Source organism: Pseudomonas morbosilactucae (assembly GCF_023241665.1).
In the GTDB taxonomy this organism is placed as follows: Bacteria; Pseudomonadota; Gammaproteobacteria; order Pseudomonadales; family Pseudomonadaceae; genus Aquipseudomonas; species Aquipseudomonas morbosilactucae.
The window spans coordinates 64958-88810 of sequence record NZ_JALQCX010000026.1; the positions used below are offsets into that span (position 1 = coordinate 64958).

At 60.1% G+C, this 23853-nt stretch carries 24 protein-coding genes; 11 read left to right on the plus strand and 13 right to left on the minus strand.

Annotated features, from left to right (window positions below; genetic code table 11):
• Positions 1–98 precede the first annotated feature (98 nt).
• The 6 genes from gfa to M1B35_RS14720 all read right to left on the minus strand — a co-directional run bounded on the left by gfa (position 99) and on the right by M1B35_RS14720 (position 4995).
• Entirely contained in the window at positions 99–677 is a 579-nt protein-coding gene (gene gfa / locus M1B35_RS14695) for an S-(hydroxymethyl)glutathione synthase (RefSeq protein WP_123334185.1), read from the minus strand.
• A gap of 66 nt (positions 678–743) precedes the next feature.
• Positions 744–1853, minus strand: coding sequence for an S-(hydroxymethyl)glutathione dehydrogenase/class III alcohol dehydrogenase (locus M1B35_RS14700; RefSeq protein WP_268262320.1), 1110 nt, complete (start codon positions 1851–1853; stop codon positions 744–746).
• A 564-nt stretch (positions 1854–2417) separates the two neighbouring features.
• Positions 2418–2819, minus strand: coding sequence for a DoxX family protein (locus M1B35_RS14705; RefSeq protein ID WP_123334181.1), 402 nt, complete (start codon positions 2817–2819; stop codon positions 2418–2420).
• A 19-nt stretch (positions 2820–2838) separates the two neighbouring features.
• Positions 2839–3510 carry an alpha/beta hydrolase gene (locus tag M1B35_RS14710; protein ID WP_123334179.1) on the minus strand — a complete coding sequence of 224 codons (672 nt, stop codon included), beginning with the start codon at positions 3508–3510 and terminating at the stop codon, positions 2839–2841.
• A complete protein-coding gene (locus M1B35_RS14715) occupies positions 3503–4345 on the minus strand; it encodes a DODA-type extradiol aromatic ring-opening family dioxygenase (RefSeq protein WP_123334177.1) in 843 nt (280 codons plus the stop codon). Before M1B35_RS14715 ends, M1B35_RS14710 begins: the two co-directional genes overlap by 8 nt.
• 20 nt (positions 4346–4365) lie before the next feature.
• Entirely contained in the window at positions 4366–4995 is a 630-nt protein-coding gene (locus M1B35_RS14720) for an NADPH-dependent F420 reductase (RefSeq protein ID WP_268262321.1), read from the minus strand.
• A 109-nt stretch (positions 4996–5104) separates the two neighbouring features.
• Here M1B35_RS14720 and M1B35_RS14725 point away from each other — a divergent pair, with 109 nt between their 5' ends.
• The gene (locus M1B35_RS14725) at positions 5105–6004 is read left to right on the plus strand and encodes a LysR family transcriptional regulator (protein WP_123334173.1); all 900 of its coding nucleotides are present in this window, start codon (positions 5105–5107) and stop codon (positions 6002–6004) included.
• Positions 6005–6150: 146 nt separating this feature from the next.
• Here M1B35_RS14725 and M1B35_RS14730 read toward each other — a convergent pair whose 3' ends face one another.
• Entirely contained in the window at positions 6151–7104 is a 954-nt protein-coding gene (locus M1B35_RS14730) for an alpha/beta fold hydrolase (protein ID WP_268262322.1), read from the minus strand.
• A 252-nt stretch (positions 7105–7356) separates the two neighbouring features.
• Here M1B35_RS14730 and M1B35_RS14735 point away from each other — a divergent pair, with 252 nt between their 5' ends.
• The gene (locus M1B35_RS14735) at positions 7357–8265 is read left to right on the plus strand and encodes a LysR family transcriptional regulator (protein ID WP_123334169.1); all 909 of its coding nucleotides are present in this window, start codon (positions 7357–7359) and stop codon (positions 8263–8265) included.
• A gap of 139 nt (positions 8266–8404) precedes the next feature.
• Positions 8405–9199, plus strand: a complete 795-nt coding sequence (locus M1B35_RS14740; RefSeq protein WP_123334167.1) for an SDR family NAD(P)-dependent oxidoreductase — start codon at positions 8405–8407, stop codon at positions 9197–9199.
• 259 nt (positions 9200–9458) lie between these two features.
• On the opposite strand, the gene M1B35_RS14745 is transcribed toward M1B35_RS14740, so the two are convergent.
• The 4 genes from M1B35_RS14745 to M1B35_RS14760 all read right to left on the minus strand — a co-directional run bounded on the left by M1B35_RS14745 (position 9459) and on the right by M1B35_RS14760 (position 12245).
• The gene (locus tag M1B35_RS14745; RefSeq protein ID WP_268262323.1) at positions 9459–10829 is read right to left on the minus strand and encodes an MFS transporter; all 1371 of its coding nucleotides are present in this window, start codon (positions 10827–10829) and stop codon (positions 9459–9461) included.
• Positions 10830–10924: 95 nt separating this feature from the next.
• Entirely contained in the window at positions 10925–11539 is a 615-nt protein-coding gene (locus M1B35_RS14750; RefSeq protein WP_268262324.1) for a nitroreductase family protein, read from the minus strand.
• A 71-nt stretch (positions 11540–11610) separates the two neighbouring features.
• Entirely contained in the window at positions 11611–11964 is a 354-nt protein-coding gene (locus tag M1B35_RS14755; protein WP_123334162.1) for a putative quinol monooxygenase, read from the minus strand.
• 83 nt (positions 11965–12047) lie between these two features.
• Positions 12048–12245 (minus strand): tautomerase family protein, encoded by a 198-nt coding sequence (locus M1B35_RS14760; protein ID WP_185039267.1) that lies wholly within the window; start codon positions 12243–12245, stop codon positions 12048–12050.
• A 164-nt stretch (positions 12246–12409) separates the two neighbouring features.
• Between M1B35_RS14760 and M1B35_RS14765 the strand changes: the two genes are divergently transcribed.
• Positions 12410–13312 carry a LysR family transcriptional regulator gene (locus tag M1B35_RS14765; protein WP_123334158.1) on the plus strand — a complete coding sequence of 301 codons (903 nt, stop codon included), beginning with the start codon at positions 12410–12412 and terminating at the stop codon, positions 13310–13312.
• A 42-nt stretch (positions 13313–13354) separates the two neighbouring features.
• On the opposite strand, the gene M1B35_RS14770 is transcribed toward M1B35_RS14765, so the two are convergent.
• Positions 13355–14254: a LysR family transcriptional regulator gene (locus M1B35_RS14770; protein WP_268262398.1), complete on the minus strand. Its 900-nt coding sequence runs from the start codon at positions 14252–14254 to the stop codon at positions 13355–13357.
• Between the two features lie 147 nt (positions 14255–14401).
• On the opposite strand from M1B35_RS14770, the gene salA reads away from it, so the two are divergent.
• The 6 genes from salA to M1B35_RS14800 all read left to right on the plus strand — a co-directional run bounded on the left by salA (position 14402) and on the right by M1B35_RS14800 (position 21139).
• Entirely contained in the window at positions 14402–15685 is a 1284-nt protein-coding gene (gene salA, locus M1B35_RS14775) for a salicylate 1-monooxygenase (RefSeq protein ID WP_268262325.1), read from the plus strand.
• A 79-nt stretch (positions 15686–15764) separates the two neighbouring features.
• Complete coding sequence (catA, locus tag M1B35_RS14780; protein WP_268262326.1) at positions 15765–16703, plus strand: catechol 1,2-dioxygenase; 939 nt, start codon at positions 15765–15767, stop codon at positions 16701–16703.
• A gap of 42 nt (positions 16704–16745) precedes the next feature.
• A complete protein-coding gene (locus tag M1B35_RS14785) occupies positions 16746–17894 on the plus strand; it encodes an NAD(P)-dependent alcohol dehydrogenase (protein WP_268262327.1) in 1149 nt (382 codons plus the stop codon).
• Positions 17895–17922: 28 nt separating this feature from the next.
• On the plus strand, positions 17923–19374 hold the full coding sequence (locus M1B35_RS14790; protein ID WP_123334148.1) for an aldehyde dehydrogenase: 1452 nt from the start codon (positions 17923–17925) through the stop codon (positions 19372–19374).
• A gap of 121 nt (positions 19375–19495) precedes the next feature.
• Complete coding sequence (locus M1B35_RS14795; protein WP_425273413.1) at positions 19496–20419, plus strand: SphA family protein; 924 nt, start codon at positions 19496–19498, stop codon at positions 20417–20419.
• 165 nt (positions 20420–20584) lie between these two features.
• Positions 20585–21139: a cytochrome b gene (locus M1B35_RS14800; RefSeq protein ID WP_268262328.1), complete on the plus strand. Its 555-nt coding sequence runs from the start codon at positions 20585–20587 to the stop codon at positions 21137–21139.
• A 118-nt stretch (positions 21140–21257) separates the two neighbouring features.
• On the opposite strand, the gene M1B35_RS14805 is transcribed toward M1B35_RS14800, so the two are convergent.
• Positions 21258–22172: a LysR family transcriptional regulator gene (locus tag M1B35_RS14805; RefSeq protein ID WP_268262329.1), complete on the minus strand. Its 915-nt coding sequence runs from the start codon at positions 22170–22172 to the stop codon at positions 21258–21260.
• A gap of 170 nt (positions 22173–22342) precedes the next feature.
• On the opposite strand from M1B35_RS14805, the gene M1B35_RS14810 reads away from it, so the two are divergent.
• Entirely contained in the window at positions 22343–23761 is a 1419-nt protein-coding gene (locus tag M1B35_RS14810) for a coniferyl aldehyde dehydrogenase (protein ID WP_268262330.1), read from the plus strand.
• Positions 23762–23853: the final 92 nt, after the last annotated feature.

A 23853-nucleotide genomic window follows, 5' to 3' on the forward strand; every position in this document is an offset into this window, starting at 1 on the left:
CAGTTAGATCAGCGCCTCAGCACCTGCGGCGGTGGTGTATGCCCGGTGCTGAGCCCGGCGTAATCGGCAAGTTTGCCGAAACGTCGGGTTCTCAAGGGTTATTTCGATCGGGCAATGCCGTTTAGCGTTGCGACCTGAGTCGCCAGCACATCCATCAAGTCCGGTGACAGGCAGTCATAAGGTTCCAGGCCGATCGAGCGCAAGCGTGTGCGGATCTTTTGCATCTCTTCGGGCGGCGTCCCCGTTTCGATAATCGAAGACACAAATGCCGCGAACCCGGGAGCCGACCATCCGGCCTGGGGTGAGAGTTCAGTGTGCACAAAGTCCAGACCGTAGAACGCGTGATCCTTGTTTTCGATACGCCCGTACAAATGTGCATGGCACTCGGTGCAAGCATGGCGCTGAATGACCGCGTTCTTGTCCACAATGGCGAGTTTTTCCGCGTGTGCGGTGACGCTGACTTTTTCCCGTGGGACGACCGCGATCACTGCGAATGTCGCACCTGCCGGTTTCCAGCATTTGCTACAGCCACAGGCGTGGTTGTGCAGCGTCTGGGCGTCAACCTTGACCTCGACCTTATTGGCTGTGCACAGGCACTGCAGTGTTCCGCCGGTAAAGTTCGAGGCAGCAGGGGATAGACCGTTATCCAGTGTTGGATGAAGTGTTATGTCGCTCACTGTGAATCTCCAGATCGTTAGGGAACCAGGGGGGACGCCAGGTGCCGTGGGCCCCTGGCCCACACTTCAGTACTTGATGACAGTACGGATCGACTTGCCTTCATGCATCAGGTCGAACGCTTTATTGATGCGTTCCAATGGCATGGTGTGTGTCACAAACGGCGCCAGTTCAATCTCGCCCTGCATCGCGTCCTCCACCATTTTTGGCAGTTGGGTGCGGCCTTTGACGCCGCCGAAGGCAGAGCCTTTCCAGGTGCGGCCGGTCACCAGTTGGAAGGGGCGGGTGGAGATTTCCTGGCCCGCGCCGGCGACGCCGATGACGATCGACTGGCCCCAGCCACGGTGGGCGCTTTCCAGTGCGGCGCGCATGACGTGCACGTTGCCGATGCACTCGAACGAATGGTCAACGCCCCAACCGGTGGCCTCGATGATGACCTGCTGAATCGGCTTTTCGTGGTCTTTTGGGTTGATGCAATCCGTGGCGCCAAACGACTTGGCCAGTTCAAATTTGCCTGGGTTGGTGTCCACGGCAATGATGCGTCCGGCCTTGGCCTGGCGCGCACCCTGAATCACCGCCAGGCCGATACCACCCAGCCCGAACACTGCGACGGTGTCCCCGGGTTGCACCTTGGCGGTGTTATGCACTGCGCCAATCCCTGTGGTTACGCCGCAGCCGAGCAGGCACACGTGCTCATGGTTGGCTTGAGGGTTGATTTTCGCGACCGAGACTTCAGCGACAACCGTGTACTCGCTGAACGTGGAGCAGCCCATGTAGTGGTACAGAGGCTGGCCGTTGTAGGAGAAACGAGTGGTGCCATCCGGCATCACGCCCTTGCCCTGCGTCTCACGCACCGCGACGCATAGGTTGGTCTTGCCGGATTTGCAAAACAGGCATTCACCGCATTCGGCGGTGTAGAGGGGAATGACGTGGTCACCCGGTTTCAGGCTGGTCACGCCTTCACCGACTTCAACCACCACGCCGGCACCTTCGTGGCCCAACACCACCGGGAACAGGCCCTCGGGGTCATCACCGGACAATGTGAAGGCGTCGGTATGGCAGACGCCGGTGTCAGTGATTTTGATCAGCACTTCGCCAGCGCGGGGTGGCGCCACATCGATCTCGACGATTTGAAGTGGTTTGCCGGCTTCAAAGGCAACGGCAGCACGAGATTTCATAAGGTCTTTCTCCAGGTGAGGATGCTTGCTTGACCGAGGCGGACGCGTGAATCGAGATGGTTTGAAGGGGAGGCTCAAGGGCTGTACGCACCCACAAACCCCGTCATCGATCAATGAGCGCCATGCATCGAGCGTGTCTATTGAATTCGAGAGTTCTTCCCTGAAATGGCTGTCAAGAACGCCGCCATCAAGCCATTCGCTGCACCGCTTGGGCCGCGATTGGCTGCAACACGGGCTCGCACTCTGTTCCCTGCCCAAGCGCCGCCCAAAGCGCATCAAGCTTAGGCGCACACTCGGCAAACAAACACGCCCGTTTTGTTTGAGGACTCCGGTCGATTTGTTTCTAATCGGCCGGCGATGGCAAAAGGGCTGTGAGCCGATGCCGCGATCAGCCCTTGAGCGTCTGGTTTTCCAGGACGTCTTTAAGGGCCGTGTTGAGGTGTTGAATCCTTGTTTCGTGTCGCTTCAGAAAATGGCTGTTGCCTGTTTTGTACCCGTCGACCAATGCAACGGCCGATGCACGGGTGTTCCCCAGGCGTCGGCCGTGTTTGTGGCGGCAGTGACTTACGCTTTGCTGGACGACTTTGCCGCAAAGGCACCGTCACCCAGCAAGGCTACGACCAGTGCTGTCACGGACAGGTAGATAGGGTATTCCCAGCCGCCATTGGCGTTGGTGAAGCTCCAGCCATTCCCGAAGTGGACGGTCGCGGCGACGAACAGCTGAACCACGGCCAGCGCGGCGACCCAACGTGCATAGATGCCCAGCACCAGCATCAAGCCGCCGATGACCTCAAAGGCCATGACCGGGTAGGCCAGGAAGCCAGGAAAGCCGATGGATTCAAAAAAGCCTGCCGTGCCTGCCGGGGTGAATACGAATACCTTGGTCAGGCCGTGGGCAATGAACATGATGCCCAGTGCCAGGCGCATCACAAAAGCAGCGTAGGGAGCGGTACGAGCGTCAATCATGGTGGGGTTCCTTTTTTGTTTACGGGGTGAGAGACAGCGTTTGGGTCAGCCATTGAGAGAGGTCGGTCAGTTCTTCACCAATAATCTCGTGGGCCATGTTGTAGAAATGGGTTTCGTGGGCCACGCCGATTCGGTCCAGCCAGGCGTCGGCTTCTTTCGCCCAATCCACAGGCAGGACGCCGTCCTGGTGCCCATGGGCGATGAAGGCTTGAAGCGATTCAAGGCGCTCGGTTGAGGCGATTTTCGGGGCTATCTCGCGCAGCATGCGGCCGCTAAGAATGGCAAAGCCGGCGACCAGTTCAGGCTCGGTGAGGGCCAGGCTCGCGCTCATGATGCCGCCCTGGCTGAAGCCGGCGATGACCGTCGGAAGTTCAGGCAGTGCCTTGATGAAGTTCTGCAAAAGTTGCCGGCTGGACTCCGCCTGTTCCTTGTTGAACGACGGGCCGTTACTGGTGAAGTTCACCTGGTACCAGGCGAAACCTTGTGGGCCGACCTGCAACGGAGCACGCAGCAGGATCACTTCCAGTTCCTCTGGCAGCGATTCGGCCAGGGCCCCGAGGTTGGCTTCATTCGAGCCGACGCCGTGTAGCAGCAGCAGGCGGCCCTTGGGGGCAGAGGTACTGCAGCCTTTGCGGAAAAAGAGGCCCGATTGCGGCTCGCGGGCCGCTTCAGAAAAAGTCGTATCACGCATGGTCGGTAATGCCTTGACTGAGTTGAATGGATTTCGATCCATCACGGTTGTTCGAGGAAAACAGGTAGCTGTCCATCGCCAGCACCCCGTAGGTCACGCCGCCTTCCAGCACTCGGGTTTCATAGTCTTCACCGGCCGCGCCCAAGGCGATGAGTAGCGGCAGGAAATGCTCATCGGTTGGATGGGCTCGCTCGGCTGAGGGGGCGTGCGCCTTGTAATCCAGCAGTTGATCGGTATGGCCCGCCTGCAAGGTCCGGGCGGTCCAGGCCGCGAACTCCTTCACGTACCCGGCACCCTCACGGGTCGCTCCCCGAAACTCGTACAAGTTATGGGTCAGGCTGCCAGACGCGACGATCAGTACATTCATGTCCCGCAGGGGCTTGAGCGCTTGTCCCAGTTTCCAGGCTTGGTGTGTGTCGAGCCTGGCGGGCATCGAGACCTGAACGATCGGGATGTCTGCCTCGGGCGCCAGGTACAGCAGGGGCACCCAGGCGCCGTGATCCAGGCCACGATGGGGGTCGAGCCGGGACTTCCAGCCCGCGCTCTGCAGCAGGTCCACAATGTGGGCGGCCAGTGCTGGAGCACCCGGTGCCGGGTAGTTCAACTGGTAGAGCGCATCGGGAAACCCACCAAAATCGTGAATGGTTTCAGGGGCGGTGCTCGCCGTGACGTTGACTTCACCACGGGTCATCCAGTGCGGCGAGAGGATGACGATGGCGTCGGGTCGCGGCAGTTCGCGACCGAGCTCGGCCAGCCGTTGACCAGCCAGACCGGGCTCGATGGCAAACATTGGAGCACCATGAGACACAAACAGCAGGGGAAACGAAGTGTTCATGGTGAAGCGCTCCGAAGTGATTACTTGTTAAGCCAGGCAGGGGCGATGGACGTGCCCAGGCCGGCGCCATAGCCGAGGTAGATGTTCAGGCCTGCCAGCGGCTCCAGGTAACGGGCGTTGATCAGGCCGCCGGCGTTCACCGTGTTCCAACCCAGGCTCTGTGCCAGGGCTGTTGCGGTCTGCTTGGCGCGCTCACTGTCACTGGCGACGAACACGCTGCCACGCTGGTCATCCGAGAAGGTCGGGCCGTCGGCGAGCACTTGAGCGAACAGGGTATTGAATGCCTTGACCACGTGGGCTTGAGGCACGGCTTTGGCGATTTCCTCGCTGGCGCTGGTCACGTGACCGATGGTCAGCGACATGTAGTCGGCGCTCAGTGGGTTGGTAATGTCGATGACCACTTTGCCGGTGAGGTCACCCAGGCTTTGCAGGGCTGCGGCGGCGTCTGTGTAGGCCGTGGCCAGGACCACGACATCGCTGTCACCCAGGGCTTCAGCGGCCGGAAAGGCGCTGACATTTGCAAACTGGGCGGCCAGCACGTGGGCCTTTTCAATGTCACGGCCAGTGATGCGAACGCTGTGCCCGGCACTGGACAACTGTTTGGCGAACGCCGAGCCCATGTTACCGGTACCGATTACGGTGATTTTCATAACGACCTCATTTGCGTTGGTTTGCGTTTCGATGGGCTCAGTTTATAGGTTGTGAATTTGAGATAAATAAGCTCAAATATGATTAATAGTTCCACTAATCGAGATAATAATGGACAGAGCGCTGGAGATGCAGGTCTTCTGCACGGTGGTCGACAAGGGCACCTTCGTGGGGGCAGCCGAGCCTCTGGAGATGTCCAAGGCAGCGATCTCGCGTTATGTGAGCAGCCTTGAAGAGCGGCTCGGGGTGAGGCTGCTGCATCGCACCACGCGTAGCCTGTCATTGACGGAGGAGGGACGGCAGTTTTATCACCAGGCTCGGGAGGTCCTGGCGTTGATGGATCAGGCAGAAGAGGCCGTTTCATCGTCAGCGCCTGAGCCCAGCGGCGTACTGCGGGTGAATGCGCCGGTGAGTTTTGGCGTGCTGCATCTGGCGCCGTTGTGGGCCGACTTCATGAGGGCCTACCCCAACGTCGAATTGGACATCAGTTTGAACGACCGCCTGGTGGATCTGGTGGAGGAGGGCTTTGATGCCGCGGTGCGCATTGCGCGCATGGAAAACTCTTCTCTGGTGGGACGCCGCCTGGCGGGTACGCGCATGTGCCTGTGCGCCTCGCCCGAGTACCTGGCCAGCCATCCTCCGCTGCGCGTCCTGACCGACCTGAGCGAGCACGGCGTGGTTGCCTACACCCACTTCGCCAGCGGCAATGAGTGGCAGTTCGAGGGCCCTGACGGCAGTGAAAGCGTGCGCACACGCTCGACCGTGCGCTGCAACAATGGCGATACCTGCCGCAGTATTGCCCTGTCGGGTGGCGGCATCGCCCTGCAACCCAGCTTCATGGTGGGGCAGGACTTGCGGGACGGCACCTTGGTGGAGGTCTTGCCTGAGTACCGATCCGTCGAGTTGGGCATCTACGTGGTTTATCCCAGTCGCAAGCACTTGGCGAGCAAGGTTCGGGCGCTGATCAATTTCCTGGCTGAGCGGTTTAGCCACCCCCAGTGGGAGCGGTAGAGGCGGTGTGGCGCAAAAAAAATCCCGGCTGACAAAGGGGAGCCTTCAGCCGGGCAAATGGAGCGTCGCATTCTGGGCGTACAAGGCGTTGTCGCGGACTTATCGGGCGAGCGCGCTGCTTGTAGAGAGAGGGGGTGGAGCTTGAGTCAAGGGGTGTCCAGGAAGGCTTGCAGATCGGCAGCGAATTTTTCCGGATTCTTGAATGCCAGAAAGTGGTCGCCTTGTTCGGCTTTGCTGTACACATGCAGCACCGCGTCATCGATGACCGAGCTCATCCATCGCTGACTGTCCAGCCAGTCGCTGTATTCCCCTGTGAAAATCGCCGTTGGAACATCAATCTTGAATTGAATGACGTCTCGCCAATCGTTGGTGGCGTGATCGAAAAGTACGAGCCCTGTGAACGCCATGTCGTCGCTCACAACCGCCTGCGCCAGGCTTATGACGTTGTGAAAGTAGGGCGAGTCCAGGGCCATGGCCCGCTCGACCACCCGGCTTCCCGAAATCAATTGGTTGGTGGGCGTCATGTTGACGTAGGACGCGATCATGCGTTCAGGCGAGGTGGTGAAAGCCCCTGCTTCCAGTCGCTGCTGTTCTGTCCAGTCGGCGTGGCAATAGATCGAGGGGGCCTGGTCGATGATACTCAGCGTCCGAATGCCTTGTGTGCCGAACAGGTCGATATAGGCCCACATCACGGAGGCGCCCATTGACCAGCCGCAGTAGTCGGCCTCGGTCAGGCCCAGGTGCTCTGCAAACTCTTTCACATCCATGGCATAGCGTGAAATCCGGTTGCCGAGCGCGGTCCTTTCGGAGAGGCCCTGGTTGCGAACGTCCAGCACGTACACGTGGTAATGCTTGCTCAGGATATGCATGACGTGGAAATACATCGCGCCGTTTGCAGACCAGCCCGGGATGAAGACCAGGGGCCTGCCCGAACCGGCTTCCCAGTACCCCAGGTTGACCTGGTCGCTGGTGACGAAGCTGCTGAGTGTCAGGCCTTCGAAGTCCGAAACGCGGAACGCCTGGCCCATGATTTCATGGGGAAAGTAAACGTCTTCGCCGAGCAGGGCGCAGAGCGATTGTTTTTTCAGCGGGTATTCCACAGTCCAATTCCATGCAGTTAAAAAAAGGCGCTAGGCAATCAAGTCAAGTCTTGAGCCCTATTGAGGCATGGCCTCAGCGCGCCGAATACACCAATCACTACCTCGAAATGCCGAGTCGTTAACCTGCGGTTGATGACTTCACTCAGGCTCCCGCACTTGGCACCACGATTGTGCTGCGAGCGGACAATAGAGCTTGGACAGTCGTCAGATAAATACCCAGAATGCGTGAACATTCGAAACGGATCATTGGTAATGGATCGTCTGAGTAGCATGGCGGCGTTTGTCAAAGCCGTGGAGATGGGGTCGTTCAGTGCCGCGGGCGATGCGCTGCAAATGTCGGCGCAATTGATCGGCAAGCACGTTCATCATCTGGAGCAGCACCTGGGCGTGCGTTTGTTAAACCGCACCACCCGGCGCCAGAGTCTCACGGACTTCGGGCGCGAATTTTATGAACGCTGCAAATTCATCCTGGCGGAAGTGGAAACGGCTGAAAATATGGCGGCCGAAACACAGGCCTCGCCCAGCGGCAAGCTGAGGATCAATGCGCCCGTGAGTTTCGGTATGCAGTCGCTTGCGCCCAGGCTGCCTGAGTTCATGCAGGCCAACCCGTTGGTCAGCGTCGAACTGACCTTGGCCAACCGTGCCGTCGATCTGATAGACGAAGGCTTTGATGTGGTGTTCAGGGTTGGACAGCTTTCGGACAGCGGCCTGGTTGCAAGGCCGTTGGCGCCCTACAGGCTCATTCTGTGTGCAGCGCCGTCCTACTTGAAAGGCAAGCCCGCGATTGAAACACCGTGGGACCTTCAGGCCCATGAATGCCTGGGGTTTTCACACACAGAGCTGCGCACCCATTGGACGTTTGACGGGCCTGAAGGCAAGGTCATTGTTCCGGTGGGCAGCCGGTTGATGGCTGATCACGGCGAACCACTTCTGTGCGCCGCGCTGGCCGGATTGGGCATATTGCTGCAACCCGTGGAGCTTGTGCGCAAGTCGCTGCAGCAAGGTGAACTGGTCGCGTTGCTGCCCGACTACCCGCCGCCCAGTCGGCCCTTGCATGTGCTCTTCGCACCTGATCGCAGGTTGACACCTAAAGTCCGTCGCTTTCTCGACTTTGCGACGCAGACCTTTGGCGTGGATGCGGTGGTGCCGGAGGCCTTTTGAAACAGGCTGTTGTAAATCACCATCCGCAATGGATATTTATCACCGTGCGATCAGTCAATAGAGTGTCCCCTTGGTTTTCTACGTCGCTGTAGGGGCTACTGAAGGGCAGACATGCCCGCTCATTCTTGACGGAGTAACGATGAATATCCAACTGAACACGAAACGTGCCTTAGTGACCGCATCCACCGGTGGTATCGGTTTTGCGGTGGCCAAAGGGCTCGCGCAAGCCGGCGCAGCCGTCGTCATCAACGGTAGGAGTCAACATTCTGTAAACGATGCGCTGGCTCGTCTGATGGCTGCGGTGCCTGAAGCCGTTGTTACGGGTGTCGCTGCGGACCTGAGCACCTCGGAAGGGGTCGAGGCGCTGTTGGCGGGCCTCAGTGGTATCGACATCCTGGTGAACAATGCGGGCATCTATGGGCCCCAGGATTTCTTTGAAGCGGACGATGAGGTCTGGAACAACTACTGGCAAACCAACGTGATGTCAGGTGTGCGTTTAAGCCGAGCCTTGCTGCCAGCAATGGTTGAGAGTGGTTGGGGGCGCGTGGTGTTTGTCGCGTCTGAATCGGCACGCAACATCCCAGCGGACATGATCCATTACGGCGTGTCGAAAACAGCGCAATTGGCCTTGGCGCGCGGTTTAGCCAAGCGCGTCGCGGGAAGTGGCGTAACCGTGAATAGCGTACTCCCCGGACCGACGCTGTCCGATGGCGTTGCTGAAATGCTGAGCGCAGAAGTGGAGCGCACCGGAGAGTCACTCGAGTCGGTGGCCTCAGCATTCGTCATGCAACATCGACCCAGTTCGATCATCCAGCGCGCTTCCACGGTCGAAGAAGTCGCGAACATGATCGTTTACGTTTGCTCGACGCAGGCATCCGCCACCACCGGGGCGGCGCTCCGGGTAGATGGCGGGGTGGTCGACGATATCGTCTGAGTGACACCTGCCGAAAGGGGCGCGCGATGACTGATGTTCTAGCCGTTGTTATCGCGTAGTCAGCCGTCAAACGTTCGCGAAGAACCCGATGAGAAATCTTTCTTCATCGGGTTTCTTTTTGACGACTGGAAGTGCGTGATCTTCAGGGTTTTCTCATGATGTTGAATGCGTTGGTTGCCGTTATCGCTGCATCTGTTGGAGTCGTACGGCTGATGAGGTGATAGATAGCCAATACTCACGCTTCAGCGCCAGCTGATTGTTACTGTGGCGCCGGCACCCGGGTTTGGCGGGAAACGTACAGGTTCACGCCGATGCAGATGAGCAAAGTCAACGCCGAGAACAGCATGGCCTTCGACATCCCGTAGGAGAACGATGCCTCGTCAGAGTGGGCGATCAGGGTGCCGAAAACGGCAACACCGATCACGCCGCCCAGTTGCCTGGCAGAGGCCATCAAGCCCGAGGCGATACCTGCATCGTGCTGGGTGACGGACGAGAGCATCGAGTTGGTAATGGACGGGACAGACATCGCGCTGCCAATACCCACGAGCATGAGCGCGCCGTTGAGCTGCCACAGCGAGGTGTGTGGAGTGGTTTGCGACAGGGCGATGAACCCGATGATCTGAACCGTGAAACCTGTGGTGATGATACGCGTGGCGCTGAACCGCTTGGCGAACCTTGCCGAGAGCATGGTTGAGAGTGTCAGCACCGCCGTCAGCGGGATAAACGACAAGCCGGTCTCGAACGCGTCGTAGTGCAGGAATGTTTGAAAGTAAATGCTGAACACGAAGACCGTTCCATAAAAGGTCAGGTTGATCGCCGCGCCTGCCAGCGCCATGCTCCCCAGCACTTTGTTGGTCGCCAGGCGAGTGGGCAGCATCGGATGTTTTACCCGACGCTCAATCACCCTAAAGGCCAGCGCACAGATGACAGCGATTGCCATGGCTGCCAGTGTTTCACCGACCCAACCCTTGGCACTGGATTCGGTCAAGCCATAGGTCAGCGAGGCCAGGCAAATGGCAATACTGATTTGTCCGGGAATATCGACCTGCTTATCAACCCGAGGGGACGCGGGGGCGTAACGCAGGATCAGCCCGATGGCCAGCAGGCCGATCGGAATGTTAAGCAGGAATACGCTGCGCCAGCCGAAATACTCGATCATCAGGCCGCCGATGACGGGCCCGGCAGCCAGTGCGATACCGCCGCAGGCGCCCCAAAGCGCCACGGCTGAACGACGGGCGCTGGGGTCATGAAATGACACGCGGATCAGGGTCAGTGAGGTCGGTATAAGCAACGCCGCGCCGATGCCCTGTACCACACGCAGAGTGATCAGCCGGGTCATGCTGTCGGCGAGGCCACAGCCCACGGAGGCCAGGGTGAAGACAGCGAAGCCCGCTGCGAAGACCGATTTTGCCCCCCACTTGTCGCCCCAGGCGCCGCCAAGGATCAGCAAGGCAGAAAAGGGCAGGGCGTAGCTGTTGATGACCCATTGCAAGCCTGTGAGGTCGCTACCGAACGCGCTCTTGAGGGCACCCAGGCCGACGTTCACTACGCTGACATCCAGTTGAACGACCAGAAACCCCAGGCAGGCAGCGATCAGGATGGCGCGTAACGAAGAGGATGAGTTGGACATAACGGTGGTCTTTCAATGCCCTTGGCAGGTCATGGTTGTGAAGCGAGCAGCCGCCACTGACGAAGCCAGGCTTCGCCAGCGTTCGTGCCATGGGGTTATACGAACAGCAGCACGTCGTTGACGGCTTTACGGGGCTTTTGCGGCCAGTTGGCCGAGCCTGGATAGCCAACGGTGACCAACATGACCGGAATTTCCACGTCCGAGAGCGCAAACTCTTTGGCCACGGCCGCCTGATCGAAGCCGATCATGGGGGTGGAAACCAAGCCCTGGCCCTTGGCTGCCAGCATCAAGGTCATGGCGGCGAGTGAGCCTGAACGGATCGCTTCGTCGCGTTGCAACTGCGGGTTTTCCTGGTACATGCCTTGAGCCGCGCCCACCCACATGTCGTAGATCGCCTGGTCAATGATGCCGGCATCGAGTGTCGGTTTCAGGGCCGCCGGCAGTGTTTCATGGGGCTTGAGGGTGCCACAGACAATAAAGGTCACGGCTGCATCCATGATCTTCTGTTGGCCGAAAGCCAATGGCAGCAAGCGTGCCTTGGCGTCGGTGCTGCGCACGGCCAGGAACTTCCAGTTCTGAAGGTTGAAGGCAGAGGGGGCGTGTGTAGCCAGATCGATCAGCTCGGCGATTTCTTGATCGCTCAGTTGGCGTTCTGTGTCGTAGCTGTTGGCGGAAATTCGGGACTTAATAACTTCAGCAATACCGGACATGGTGATCTCTGTGCGGGAAGGGAAAAGGGCGCAGCCCTGATGGTGCCGTCAAGCCTGCGCCGTCATGGGGCTTAGCGGCTGAAACCGTCGAAGGGGGTCATGTACACCGCGCCAAACGGGTCCAGGCGTTTACGGACTTCTGCGTCCGGTGTGCCGTAGACCACCAGGCTGGTGACGGTGCACAGCTCGAGGAAGCGCTTGCCGAACGGTGCAAAGGTGGTGTCGACGTGACTGACGACGGCATCGGCGTTATAGCGCTCAAGAATGTGAACCGTGCTCTGGTCTTCGTTGACGCTGTATTCGTAAACCAGGGTGCCTGGCTCGGCGCGGGTCGCGGCCACGATGGTGGCGATCAGCGCCTTGAACTCGGCGAACTCGGCGGGTTTTACCGCGAGGGAGAACAGGCAGGAAATATGGGGATGCATGGGGCGTTCTTCCGTCAGGGGCCTCTTGAAAGCCTGTTGAGGATGCACCGCTGACCAAGCCGATGCAGTCAGTGCTGATGGGGTCAGGATTTCTCGGGCGCTTCCCCGAACAGTTTTCCTGCGCCAGCCCAGTCCGACGCCGCCACGTCTTCAAAAATGACGTAAACATAGCTGGCATCGGTGCCGGTGTGCTTGACGATGCTGTCGGTGATGTCGGCGGCGACAGCGGCTTTCTGTGCGTGTTCTTTACCTTCGAACCAGCTCACTCGTACTACGGGCATGTGGGTGTCCTCTTGGGGCTTTGATCTGGAGAGAGGTGCACGATGTGCGGTCACGATCTGCACCGTTGTCTTTCTGGGATTCATCCTACTGTTGAGTGATCTGGCGATAAACCGCCTGAAACTATAATCTGGGTAGAGTTAAACTCTACAATTGGCGAGTGGGCATGGTTCCTATCGATTCTTTCCAGGGCGTTATCACGTTCGTCGTAGCCGCGCGCTCGACCAGCTTCACCCAGGCGGCCGAGCGCCTGGGCCTGTCAAAATCCGCGGTGGGCAAAGCCATTGCGCGTCTCGAGGAACGCCTGGGTACGCAGCTGTTTCATCGAACCACTCGACGGATTTCCCTGACGGCCGATGGCGAGGCCTATTTCGTGGCGTGCTCGACAGCCCTTGAGGAAATTGGTGCCGCCGAGAGCGGGCTGGGCCCTGGCGGCGGTGAGCCTTCCGGGCGCCTGCGAGTCGACATCCCAGTGGCCTTCGGGCGTCGGGTCGTGGCTCCGTTACTGTTTGAGATCGCCAACAAGTACCCGGCCTTGCACCTGAACCTGACGTTTTCCGACCACCTGGTGGACCCCATCGAGGAGGGGATCGATTTGTTGGTGCGCTTTGGCGAATTGCAAGACACCAGCGGCCTGGTGGCGCGCCGGCTGGCCCGGCAACGTTGGGCCATTTGTGCCGCCCCGGATTACCTGGCGCGCCACGGGGTGCCACAGACCCTGGAGGACCTCAGCCATCACCGTTGCATTGTCGGCCATCGACGCGGCCAACCCTTGTCGTGGCGAGTCGCCCAGGCGGGGCAAACCGTACGCTACGCGCCACCGTCGACCCATCAGATTGGTGACGGGGAAGCGATGATTCTCGCCGCCGTCGCCGGCACCGGTTTATGCCAGATGCCGCGCAGCCTGTTCCGGGACGATATTGAAGCGGGCAGGCTGGTGGAGGTGCTGGAAGCCTATGAGCCGGAGGCTGTCGATGTGCACGCAGTCTGGCCAAAGGTCTCCCATCTGCGGCCGAAGGTGCGCTACGTGGTCGATGAACTGGTCAAGCTCTGCAAGCATTGGCAGTAACCCGGTTGGATCAGCGCCGCGATATCGTCAGCCTTGATCCGCTCAATCGCTGAACAGATCAAACATCAGTTGCCGGAACCATTTATTGGCCGGGTCCCGGTTGTATTTACCGTGCCAGAACAGATTGATGGCGATCTCGGGGAGCGGTAACGGCAACGGCAGGCTGGTCAATCCAAAAGGGCCGACGCAACTGTTGGCGAAACGCTCGGGCACTGTGGCGATCAGGTCGGTGTTCTGCAGGATATGCCCGACCGCAACAAAGTGTGGGACCTCCAGCCGAATGTCTCGTTGCAGACCGGCCCGCTGCATGTGCGTATCGATCTCCCCATGGCCTGTGCTGGCGGCGACGATCCTCACATGGCCGAACTCGCAAAAGCCCTCCCGTGTCATGGGCTGTTTGGTGAGCGGGTGATCCTTGCGGCACAAGCACACGTAGCGATGGTGGAACAGGCGCCTCTGATAGAACCCCGCTTGCAGATCCGGCAGCAATCCAACGGCCAAGTCCACCTCGCCATTGGCCAGGTTATCGGACAGCTCGGCATTGCTGCGCCGTGTGCTGACCGATATCCCAGGTGCCTGTTTGAGCAAGGCGTCGATCAACCGTGGCACAAAGTAAATCTCCCCGATGTCGGTCATCGCCACGACAAAGCGCTTCTGGCTGGTGGCCGGATCGAACGCGTCATGACGATTGATCGCACCGTGCAGCAGGTTGATCGCCTGAGAAATCGGGTCGGCCAGTTGAGCGGCATAGGGCGTTGGCTGCATCCCATGATTGGTGCGCACAAACAACTCGTCGTTAAACGTGGTGCGCAGGCGCTTGAGCGCGTTGCTCACGGCCGGCTGGGTCAGCCCCAGGTTTTCGGCCGTAGTTGAAACGCTTCGATCCATAAGCAGTTGGTGGAAGATCACCAACAGATTCAGATCCAGTTCTCGCAGGTTCATCGCGACTTCACTCGGCTGGGGGCAGTTTCTGAGGGCTGAATGAGTATTCAGGCTGGTGATAGTTTGTATGGGGTTTAGGGCATTTATCAATGCTTTGTGAATAGTCATGATCGGGCCATTCCAAAAACAACACACAAGGTTTTCTCCATGAGTAGCCCTCATTCTGTCTTGCAAGTGGGCATTGTCGGCGGCGGTATCGCTGGCGTCGCCCTGGCACTGGATCTGTGCCGTCATCAGCATCTGGACGTGAAATTATTTGAAGCCGCGCCAGCCTTTGGCGAGGTCGGTGCGGGCGTGTCCTTTGGGGCGAACGCCGTCCGGGCCATCGAGGGGCTGGGGATCGGCAAGCCCTACGAGCGCATCGCGGACCGCACCCCGCAACCCTGGCAAGACATCTGGTTTGAATGGCGCCGGGGCGTCGATGCCGGTTACCTCGGGGCCAGTGTCGCCCAGGGCGTCGGCCAGTCTTCCGTCCACCGCGCCGATTTTCTCGACGCCCTGGCCACGCAACTTCCGGAGGGTATCGCCTGCTTCGACAAGCGTGCAGTCAGCGTCCACGAGGAACAGGACAGGGTCAGCGTTCAGTTCACCGATGGCTCCGATTATCAGTGCGACCTGCTGATCGCCGCCGACGGCATCAAATCCTCGATTCGTGACTATGTGCTTAAGGGCATCGGCCAGCCTTTGGTCGCGCCTCGATTCAGTGGCACCTGTGCCTATCGAGGCATGATCGACAGTGAGCAATTACGTGCCGCCTATCGCGCTGCAGGTGTGGATGAACACCTGATCAACGTCCCGCAAATGTACCTGGGGCTCGACGCCCACATCCTCACTTTTCCGGTCAAGCAGGGCCGATTGATCAACGTGGTCGCCTTTGTGTCTGATCGCACCGATCCCAACCCGGTATGGCCGCAAGACACGCCATGGGTCAAGAGCACCAGCCAGGCCCAGATGCTGGACGCTTTCGCGCATTGGGGGGATGCGGTTCGCGTGCTGCTTGAATGCATTCCCGCGCCCACCCTCTGGGCACTTCACGAGTTGGACGAGCTGGCAGGCTATACCCACGGCCGTGTCGGGCTGATCGGTGATGCTGCCCACGCAATGCTCCCTCACCAAGGTGCCGGGGCGGGGCAGGGCTTGGAAGATGCCTGGCTGCTTGCACGCCTTCTGGGGGACCCGCGGGTGCTTCAGGGTGATGCGCAAAACGTGTTGGAGGTGTACGACGCTATCCGCCGCCCCCGCGCTTGCCGTGTTCAGCGAACCTCCTGGGAAGCCGGCGAGCTCTATGAGTTCCGAGATCGCCAGGTCGAAGATCATGAGCCCCTTCTGTCGAGCACCCTGGCCAGTCGTTTCGACTGGCTGTGGGACCACGATCTGCACTCGGACCTGGCCGAGGCTCGCACCCGGCTCGGGTGGTCAGAGACGGTCTGACTGCATTCCAGCAATGCGCCAGTTCCCATTCCCAGCGGCTGGCGCGCTACACCCACAATAAAAAACAGGTGAAACCTCAATGGCTGTCAGCATTTCCCATACCGCCCCAATGCTTGAGTTTTTCCAGGACGCAGCAGGGCTGAAGAACACGGCGGGTAACCCGCGCAACAAACAAATCGTATTCCGTATTCTGCAAGAGACCGCCAGGCTCATTGAAGAACTGGAGATCAGTGACGGTGAGTTCTGGGCCGGTGTCGAATACATCAACCGCCTCGGCAAAAGCAACGAGGCCGGGTTGCTGGCGGCAGGCTTGGGCGTGGAGCACTTTCTCGATCTGCTCAACGATGCCAAGGAGGCCGAAGCAGGGCGTACCGGGGGCACGCCGCGGACGATTGAAGGGCCGTTGTATGTAGCGGGTGCCCCCCTCAGCCAGGGTTATGCCCGGATGGATGATGGCGCCGAAGACGAGGTCGCCACTGCATTTTTTGTCCAGGGGCAGATCCTCAACCTGCAAGGCCAGCCGATTGCCGGGGCCTTGGTGGACTTGTGGCAAGCGGACAGTAAGGGCAATTACTCCCACTTCGATAAAAGCCAATCCGAATTCAATCTGCGCCGGCGCATCGTGACCGACGCCGACGGCCGTTACCGGGTCAGGAGCATCGTCCCCTCGGGCTACGGTTGTGACCCCCAGGGCCCGACCCAGGAGTGCCTGAATCAGCTGGGCCGGCATGGCCAGCGCCCGGCGCATATCCACTTCTTCGTGTCCGCCCCGGGGTACGAGCATTTGACCACCCAGATCAACCTGTCCAACGACCAGTACCTCTGGGATGACTTCGCCTACGCCACTCGCGAGGGATTGATCGGCGAGGTGCAGTTCATCGATGACCAGGCCTTGGCCGCGGCCCATCAGGTGCCTGGGCGTTTTGCGCAAATGACCTTTGATTTCCAGCTGCGTCCGGCAGCCAACCCTGAAGCGCAACAGCGCAGCAATCGTCCGCGTGCCTTGCAAACCGCGTAAGTCGAAGCAGCACCCCCCGAAACTATTCAAGAGGATAAACACATGTCCCAAAGCACCCTTGCCCCTATCGAAGTCAAAGTCGCCGTATTGCGTGAAGCCGGTGGCAGGCTCCAGCTCGAGCGTGCAGAGCTGGCGGTTCCGCGCGCCGATGAAGTCCGTGTGCGCATCGTCGCGACGGGGGTTTGCCACACCGATATGGTGGTGCGTGACCAGCTGTTTCCCACGCCACTGCCGATCGTCCTGGGTCATGAAGGCGCTGGGGTTGTCGAGTCGGTGGGCGCTGCGGTCACCACCATCGCCCCTGGCGATCACGTGGTCATGACCTACATGTCCTGCGGCTTGTGCCTACCTTGTGAAACCGGGCATCCCGCGCATTGCTCCCATATGCACCCGCTGAACTTCGGCGGTGGGCGCCTCGATGGCAGCACCTCGACCTGCAGCTGCGACAACGCGGCGCCGATACATGACCACTTCTTCGGCCAGTCGTCTTTTTCGACCTATGTCATCGCCAGCGAGCGCAGCGTGGTGAAAGTGTCGAAAAAGGCCCCGCTCGAATTGCTCGGCCCGCTGGGATGCGGCATTCAGACGGGCGCGGGTTCGGTACTCAAGGCGTTGCAGGTGGGGGCGGGCGCCAGTTTCGCGGCGTTCGGTGCCGGCGCGGTAGGCCTGGCGGCGGTGATGGCGGCCAAAGTGGCCGGGGCTACCACCATTATCGCCGTCGACGTGACGCCGAGCCGCTTGAGCCTGGCGCTTGAAGTGGGCGCTACCCACGTGATCAACAGCCGGGAAGAGGACCCTGTGCAGCGCATTCGTGAGATCACCGGCGGTGGCGTGAATTACAGCCTGGAATGCTCCGGGCGTGCCGAAGTGTTGCGCCAGGCCATCGACGCGCTCACGACCCTGGGGACCTGCGGGATTGTCGGGGCAACCAAGATGGGCACCGAGGTGGCGTTCAACATCAACGACGTGATGATTCCCGGCAAGCGAATCATGGGCATTGTCCAGGGCGACGTGGTGGCCAACGCCTTCATTCCGACCCTGGTCGACCTGCACCTGCAAGGCCGCTTCCCGTTTGACAAGCTGTGCCGGTTCTACGCCTTTGACCAAGTCAACGAAGCGATGGCCGACAGCGAAAGCGGCCTCACGATCAAACCGATTCTGCGCATGCCGGCAGCGGCCGACCTGGCGTGATTTTTCAGGCTCATCTAAGGACCCCAAAATGAATGTTCAGCTCGTAATCGACAATATCCCGCAAGCGGCTTCGGACGGTAAAACCTACCAGCGTATCGACCCGGTCAGCGGCAAGGTGGTCACCACCGGCGCCGCTTGCAGCGTCGAAGACGCCCTGCGTGTCGCGGCCTCTTCGCAGCAAGCGTTCAAGACCTGGTCGAAGGTCGGCCCGACCGAACGCCGCCGCCTGCTGCTGGCCGCCGCCGATGCACTGGAAGGCAAAATGGAGTTGTTGTGCAGTGTCATGGCCGAAGAAATCGGCGCGTCGCAGCTGTGGTCGCAGTTCAATGTGGGAGCTTCGGCCAACCTGCTGCGTGAAGCTGCGGCGCTCACCACACAGATCAAGGGCGAGACCCTGGCCACCGATAAGCCCGGCACCTTATCGATCACCCTGCGTCAGCCCGTCGGTACGGTATTGAGCATCGCGCCGTGGAATGGCCCGGTGATCCTCGGTACTCGAGCCATTGCCTACCCCTTGGCGTGTGGCAATACCGTGATTTTCAAAGGCTCGGAGAACAGCCCGCGCACCCACGAACTGCTCGCGCAGGCCTTTTACGAGGCCGGTTTTCCGCCTGGCGTGGTGAACTTCATCATCTCTGCCCCCGAAGATGCCGGTGCCGTGACGCAAGCGCTGATTGCCCACGACACCGTGCGCCGGGTGAACTTCACCGGCTCGACCAAAGTGGGCCGGATGATTGCTCAGACCAGTGCGAAGTACCTCAAGCGCTGCCTGCTGGAGCTGGGCGGCAAGGCGCCGTTTATCGTGCTCGAAGACGCCGACCTGGAGGGCGCGGTCAATGCGGCGATTTTCGGGGCGTTTCTGTATCAGGGGCAAATCTGCATGTCGACCGAGCGGTTTGTGGTCGATGACGCCGTGGCAGACGAATTCGTTGCGAAGTTTGCAGCGCGTATCCGCGGCCTGGAGCAGGGTAGCCCGGTGACCAACCCGGGCAGTGTGGTCGGCCCGATGATTTCCCAGGGCTCGGTACAACGCATCAACCAGTTGCTCGACGATGCCATTGGCAAGGGCGCGACGATTGTGGCCGGCGGGCTGGCCGAGCAGGCGCAAATGGCGCCGACCCTGGTGGATCGAGTGTCATCGGCGATGGAAATCTACGATGAGGAAACCTTCGGCCCGGTGACCACGGTGGTGCGCGTCAAAGGCGCCGAGCAAGCGCTGGACGTGGCTAACGACACAGCGTTCGGCCTGTCCTCGGCGATCTTCAGCCGCAATGTCAGCCTGGCCCTGGACCTGGCCGGCCGCCTGGATGCCGGTTGCGTGCACATCAACGGCGCCACCGTGCAAAACGAGCCTCAGGCGCCTTACGGCGGCATGAAGAACAGTGGCTATGGCCGGTTCGATGGCAGCGCCGTGATCGATGAGTTCACCGAAGTGAAGTGGGTCACGGTCGAGCCTTCCGACCAGCCTTACCCGTTCTGACACCAGGGCACTAAAGCCGGCTCTGCGGAGCCGGTTCCCGATATTTAACGCTGTATCACGGCACTCCGGGTGTCGCGCCCGGTGCTGCCTGCGAATTCTCAATGCACCCATGGTTGCCACAATGAATAATAAAAAAACCGTTGCCGCTGTAAATGCCCTGCGAAATATTTCCGGTCTGACCGCCGGCTGCGCGCTGGCGATGTTTCTGCCCGCTGTCCACGCCACCGAGGGCGGTGGGTCGTCGTACCCCATGGGGGCGGAAAACTTCATGACAGGCGCCATGCCGCCGCCCGGTTTTTATGCGCAAGTGTTTGCGCAAAGCTATCGCGCCGACCGTCTTCTCGATAATCAGGGCAAACGGGCGGTCGATGACTTTCACCTGAGCGCCGATGTGATTGCTCCCCGGTTGATCTGGGTGACCGAACAAAAAATCCTCGACGGCGCGCTGGCGTTTCATCTCAACGTGCCGCTGGTGGATTTGCGGGTGGAGGTCAACGACCAGCATCAGAAGAAAACCGGCCTGGGGGACATTATCTTTGGCCCGTCACTGGGCTATCACTACAGCGATAAATTCCACGCCATCTACGCGCTGGACATCTTCGCCCCCACCGGACGATATGATCGGGGCGACCTGGCCAACATCGGCCGCAATTATTGGGCGTTTGAACCGGTGGCGGCGTTTTCATATGTTGATCCGGCGGGGGTGAATGCCGATATCAAGATCATGTATGACTTCAACCTGCGCAATAACGCCACCGACTACCGTTCTGGCCAGGAGCTGCATGCCGATTATTCCCTGGGCTGGGGCTTGGGCAATGGTTGGGTGGTCGGGGTCGGCGGCTACGTTTACCGCCAGACCACCGATGATCGTCAAGACGGTGACCGCGTGGAGGACAACAAGGGGCGTGCAGTTGCCATCGGCCCTTCGATCAAGTACGCCAGCGATTCCGGCTGGTTCGTGACCGCAAAATGGCAGAAAGAGAGCGAGGTGCGGAATCGTCCCGAAGGGGAGGCCTACTGGGTCAAGCTGACCATTCCCCTTTAACGATAAGTCGCGCGCAGCGCCCGGTGCTGTAGGCAAAACAGTAGAAGTTTTCTCTACACAGCAGCGATTTTTGCGGCATTTATCCCTGCTGAAAAGCCCTATAGCATCCCGCTGCGCGCGTATCTCGTGGAACGCATCAGGTATTTCGAACGTAGGGATGAAACGATGACGGTAGTAAAAACCGACGGCTATACCGGCACTGCCAAGTGGTTGCATTGGGGCATGGCCTTGATTTGGATAGGCAGTTGGTGCGTGGGCATTCTGGCCAGCCATTGGCGTGAGGAACTGAACCCACATCATGAGCTGACGTTTCTGCACAAGGCGGCAGCCAGTACCTTGCTGTTTCTGATTGTGCTGCGGGTGTTCTGGCGGCTGATAAAGCGTCCACCCGCCTTGCCGGCCAGCATGAGCCCACTGATGAAACGCGGGGCAGCGCTGGGGCATGTGCTGCTGTATGTGCTGGCGCTGATGGCGTTGCCGCTGTCGGGCTGGTACTGGAGTTCGGTGGCCGATAAACCCATTCTGGTCGCCGGCCTGTTTGTTTTACCGCCATTGGTGGTGCCCAATCCCGACCTCTATGATCTTGCCAAGCTGGTGCATACCTGGACTGCATGGTTTTGCGGCGCTTTGGTGGGCGGTCATGCGCTGGTGGCGCTCAAACACCACGTTGTCGATAAGGACGACATCCTCAAGGGCATGCTGCCCGCATTGAAGCGCTGAGTGCCGGTCGTTCGCCACGTCGTCTGCATGACCGCCACCGCCCTCAGTGTTTTTACCCTGCCGTTTCAGGCTGCGCTGGAGGCGGGCAGACAAGATCGCTTGCGGCGTGAATCTGTGGTCAGGACTCCGGCGCCCCAGCTTCGCGCCGACTGCCTCTGAGTCGCCACAGCAGTGCCTGCCTGGCATGGGCCACGCGTGGTTGGCGCAAGGCGCTTGGGGTCCAGATCAAGTGATAGTCTCGGCTTGAGTGGCCCACCGGCGCGGGGATTTCCTGAAGCTCGCCCCGAGCAATGCAGGGCCGGCACAGGTAGGCGGGGAGGGTGCTCCAGCCACAGCCATCGATCAGCAGCGTGCGCAAGGTTCGCAGGTCTTGCCCGACCATTGCTGGCATCGAGGTTTTCATTTCAATCTGGTTGATGGCCAGCCAAGCGTCGATCAGCGGCAGCTCAAGGCTGTAGGCCAGGATGGGTTCGGCCTCGAGTGCGCTGACAAAATGCTTGGCCGCAATCAAGCGTGCCACCACTTCCGGCGCGGCCACCGCAATGACGTCGTCGGTGTACAGCAGTTCGCTGCGAAGGCGAGGGTTGTCGGGGGCGGCGGCGGAGACCCCAAGATCGCAATCGCCATCCATCAACAGCCGGCAAATCAAATCGTGGTTGCCACTTTGCATGCGTATGCGGATGCCTTCTTCCAGCAGCGGCTTGAGTTGCCTGGACACCACTTCAGCCAGAAAGTCGCCGTGGCCAATGATCTGCAAGGCCCCGGCCAGTTCCACGGAGCGGGCCCTGGCAGAGGCGAGTGCGGTTTCCGCTTCATCCAGCTTGTCGCCTATGTCCGCGGCCAGTTCTTTAGCCGCAGCCGTGGGCTCCACGCCCCGGGCCTGGCGGTTGAACAAGCTCCTGCCGATGGCGGCCTCAAGACCGGAAATATGCTGAGACACTGCAGGCTGCGTGAGGTTGAGCGTGCGGGCGGCGCCGCTGATTGAGCGTTGCCGATAGACCTCTACAAAGGTTCTCAGTCGTACAAGTGACATGTGTGACCCATAAAATTATTTATGCGAGCCCCAAAATACCCTGTCTATTCGCTCGGGTGCCAGCTCCCTAAGATGGCGGCACGTTTTGAACGCAGCGGTGAGTGGCCCAACGAGGCGCCGCCCGCGCTGCCTCCCCCTTCACCCAGGCCATGTTGCTTAGGAGAACAGAGATGAGTTACCAGCCCACCCGCGATGATCTGCAGGTTATTTTGCGCACCATGAAGCGTGCGCACCTAGCCGCCGGGCCCGCCGCTGCGAGCGTTCGAAAAGACCGACTGTTGCGCGCCGCACGGCTGATCCGCGAAAACCATTCGAAGATCAGTGCCGCCATCAGCGCCGACTTCGGCAACCGCAGTGTTTATCAGTCGATGCTTGCCGACATGGCCACCACGGTAAAAATGCTGGAGGACTCCGCCGAGCACGTGGAGCAGTGGATGCAGCCTGAGTCGGTCGAAAGCCCGGGCCCTGGCATGCAGGCCTGGATCGAGCAGCAGCCATTGGGTGTGGTCGGGGTTATCAGCCCCTGGAACTTTCCGATCAATTTGGCCTTCGGGCCGTTGGCGGGTGTGTTTGCCGCGGGCAATACCGCCATGCTCAAGCCGTCGGAGCTGACGCCTAAAACCTCCGAACTGCTGGCCGAACTGATCGCTGGCTACTTCGACCCCGTCGAGCTGACCGTGGTCTTGGGGGATGCCGGTGTGGGGGCTGCATTTAGCGAGTTGCCCTTCGATCACCTGGTGTTCACCGGCAGCACCAGCGTGGGTCGCCATGTTATGCGGGCGGCGGCCGAGAACCTGGTGCCGGTCACGCTCGAACTGGGTGGCAAGTCTCCAGTGGTGGTGGCCGAGGATTTTGACCTGCGCACCGCGGTCGAGCGCACCCTCACCATCAAAACCTTCAATGCCGGGCAGATCTGCCTGTCGCCGGACTACCTGATGGTGACGCCAGAGCAGCAGGCGTCGTTGGCGACGTTCAGCAAGGACTTCATCGCCCAGAGCTTCCCCACCCTGATCAGCAACCCGGAATACACCTCGATCATCAGTGAACGTCATTTTGATCGGCTGGTCGGCCTGTTGACGGATGCCGAGCAGAAGGGCGCGACGCTGATCAATCTGGCGCCGGGCAGCGAACCGGCGTTTGATGAGAAATCCCGCAAGATTGCCCCGCACCTGGTGCTCGATGTGACCGATGACATGGCCATCATGCAGGAAGAGATCTTCGGGCCGCTGCTTCCGGTAAAAACCTACCGTACGGCCGACGAGGCGATCGCCTACATCAACGCCCACCCGCGTCCTCTGGCGGCGTACTACTTCGGCGATCACCTGGAACGCCAGCAGCAGTTCATGCGTCAAACCACTTCTGGCGGCCTGGTGATCAACGATGTCATGACCCACGCCTCGATCGACAGCTTGCCGTTCGGCGGGGTCGGCGCTTCGGGCATGGGCGCCTATCACGGCATCCACGGTTTCCGGCGTTTTACCCACGCCAAACCGGTGGTGGTGCAGAGCCAGGACGGTGCCTCCAACCTGCGTTTGCGTGCGCCTTACGGGGATAAGGCTCCGGCCTTGGAGGCGTTCTTCAACGGCTAGTCGAACCGGCCGGCAACACCTATTGAAACCCATGAACATGCCCACGGCAGAACGAGTCGCCAAAGGCCAAAATCCGGCAATGAGGAATATGC

Excerpts from the sequence above, each read along its gene's own strand:
- M1B35_RS14710 (WP_123334179.1), bottom strand. The coding sequence starts at position 3,510 with ATGCGTGATACGACTTTTTCTGAAGCGGCCCGCGAGCCGCAATCGGGC.
- M1B35_RS14765 (WP_123334158.1), top strand. The coding sequence starts at position 12,410 with ATGGTTCCTATCGATTCTTTCCAGGGCGTTATCACGTTCGTCGTAGCC.
- M1B35_RS14795 (WP_425273413.1), top strand. The coding sequence starts at position 19,496 with ATGAATAATAAAAAAACCGTTGCCGCTGTAAATGCCCTGCGAAATATT.
- M1B35_RS14800 (WP_268262328.1), top strand. The coding sequence starts at position 20,585 with ATGACGGTAGTAAAAACCGACGGCTATACCGGCACTGCCAAGTGGTTG.
- M1B35_RS14790 (WP_123334148.1), top strand. The coding sequence starts at position 17,923 with ATGAATGTTCAGCTCGTAATCGACAATATCCCGCAAGCGGCTTCGGAC.
- M1B35_RS14715 (WP_123334177.1), bottom strand. The coding sequence starts at position 4,345 with ATGAACACTTCGTTTCCCCTGCTGTTTGTGTCTCATGGTGCTCCAATG.
- M1B35_RS14745 (WP_268262323.1), bottom strand. The coding sequence starts at position 10,829 with ATGTCCAACTCATCCTCTTCGTTACGCGCCATCCTGATCGCTGCCTGC.
- catA (WP_268262326.1), top strand. The coding sequence starts at position 15,765 with ATGGCTGTCAGCATTTCCCATACCGCCCCAATGCTTGAGTTTTTCCAG.
- M1B35_RS14785 (WP_268262327.1), top strand. The coding sequence starts at position 16,746 with ATGTCCCAAAGCACCCTTGCCCCTATCGAAGTCAAAGTCGCCGTATTG.
- M1B35_RS14760 (WP_185039267.1), bottom strand. The coding sequence starts at position 12,245 with ATGCCCGTAGTACGAGTGAGCTGGTTCGAAGGTAAAGAACACGCACAG.
- M1B35_RS14705 (WP_123334181.1), bottom strand. The coding sequence starts at position 2,819 with ATGATTGACGCTCGTACCGCTCCCTACGCTGCTTTTGTGATGCGCCTG.
- M1B35_RS14810 (WP_268262330.1), top strand. The coding sequence starts at position 22,343 with ATGAGTTACCAGCCCACCCGCGATGATCTGCAGGTTATTTTGCGCACC.
- M1B35_RS14740 (WP_123334167.1), top strand. The coding sequence starts at position 8,405 with ATGAATATCCAACTGAACACGAAACGTGCCTTAGTGACCGCATCCACC.
- M1B35_RS14805 (WP_268262329.1), bottom strand. The coding sequence starts at position 22,172 with ATGTCACTTGTACGACTGAGAACCTTTGTAGAGGTCTATCGGCAACGC.
- M1B35_RS14720 (WP_268262321.1), bottom strand. The coding sequence starts at position 4,995 with ATGAAAATCACCGTAATCGGTACCGGTAACATGGGCTCGGCGTTCGCC.
- M1B35_RS14750 (WP_268262324.1), bottom strand. The coding sequence starts at position 11,539 with ATGTCCGGTATTGCTGAAGTTATTAAGTCCCGAATTTCCGCCAACAGC.
- salA (WP_268262325.1), top strand. The coding sequence starts at position 14,402 with ATGAGTAGCCCTCATTCTGTCTTGCAAGTGGGCATTGTCGGCGGCGGT.
- M1B35_RS14735 (WP_123334169.1), top strand. The coding sequence starts at position 7,357 with ATGGATCGTCTGAGTAGCATGGCGGCGTTTGTCAAAGCCGTGGAGATG.
- M1B35_RS14755 (WP_123334162.1), bottom strand. The coding sequence starts at position 11,964 with ATGCATCCCCATATTTCCTGCCTGTTCTCCCTCGCGGTAAAACCCGCC.
- M1B35_RS14770 (WP_268262398.1), bottom strand. The coding sequence starts at position 14,254 with ATGAACCTGCGAGAACTGGATCTGAATCTGTTGGTGATCTTCCACCAA.
- M1B35_RS14725 (WP_123334173.1), top strand. The coding sequence starts at position 5,105 with ATGGACAGAGCGCTGGAGATGCAGGTCTTCTGCACGGTGGTCGACAAG.
- M1B35_RS14700 (WP_268262320.1), bottom strand. The coding sequence starts at position 1,853 with ATGAAATCTCGTGCTGCCGTTGCCTTTGAAGCCGGCAAACCACTTCAA.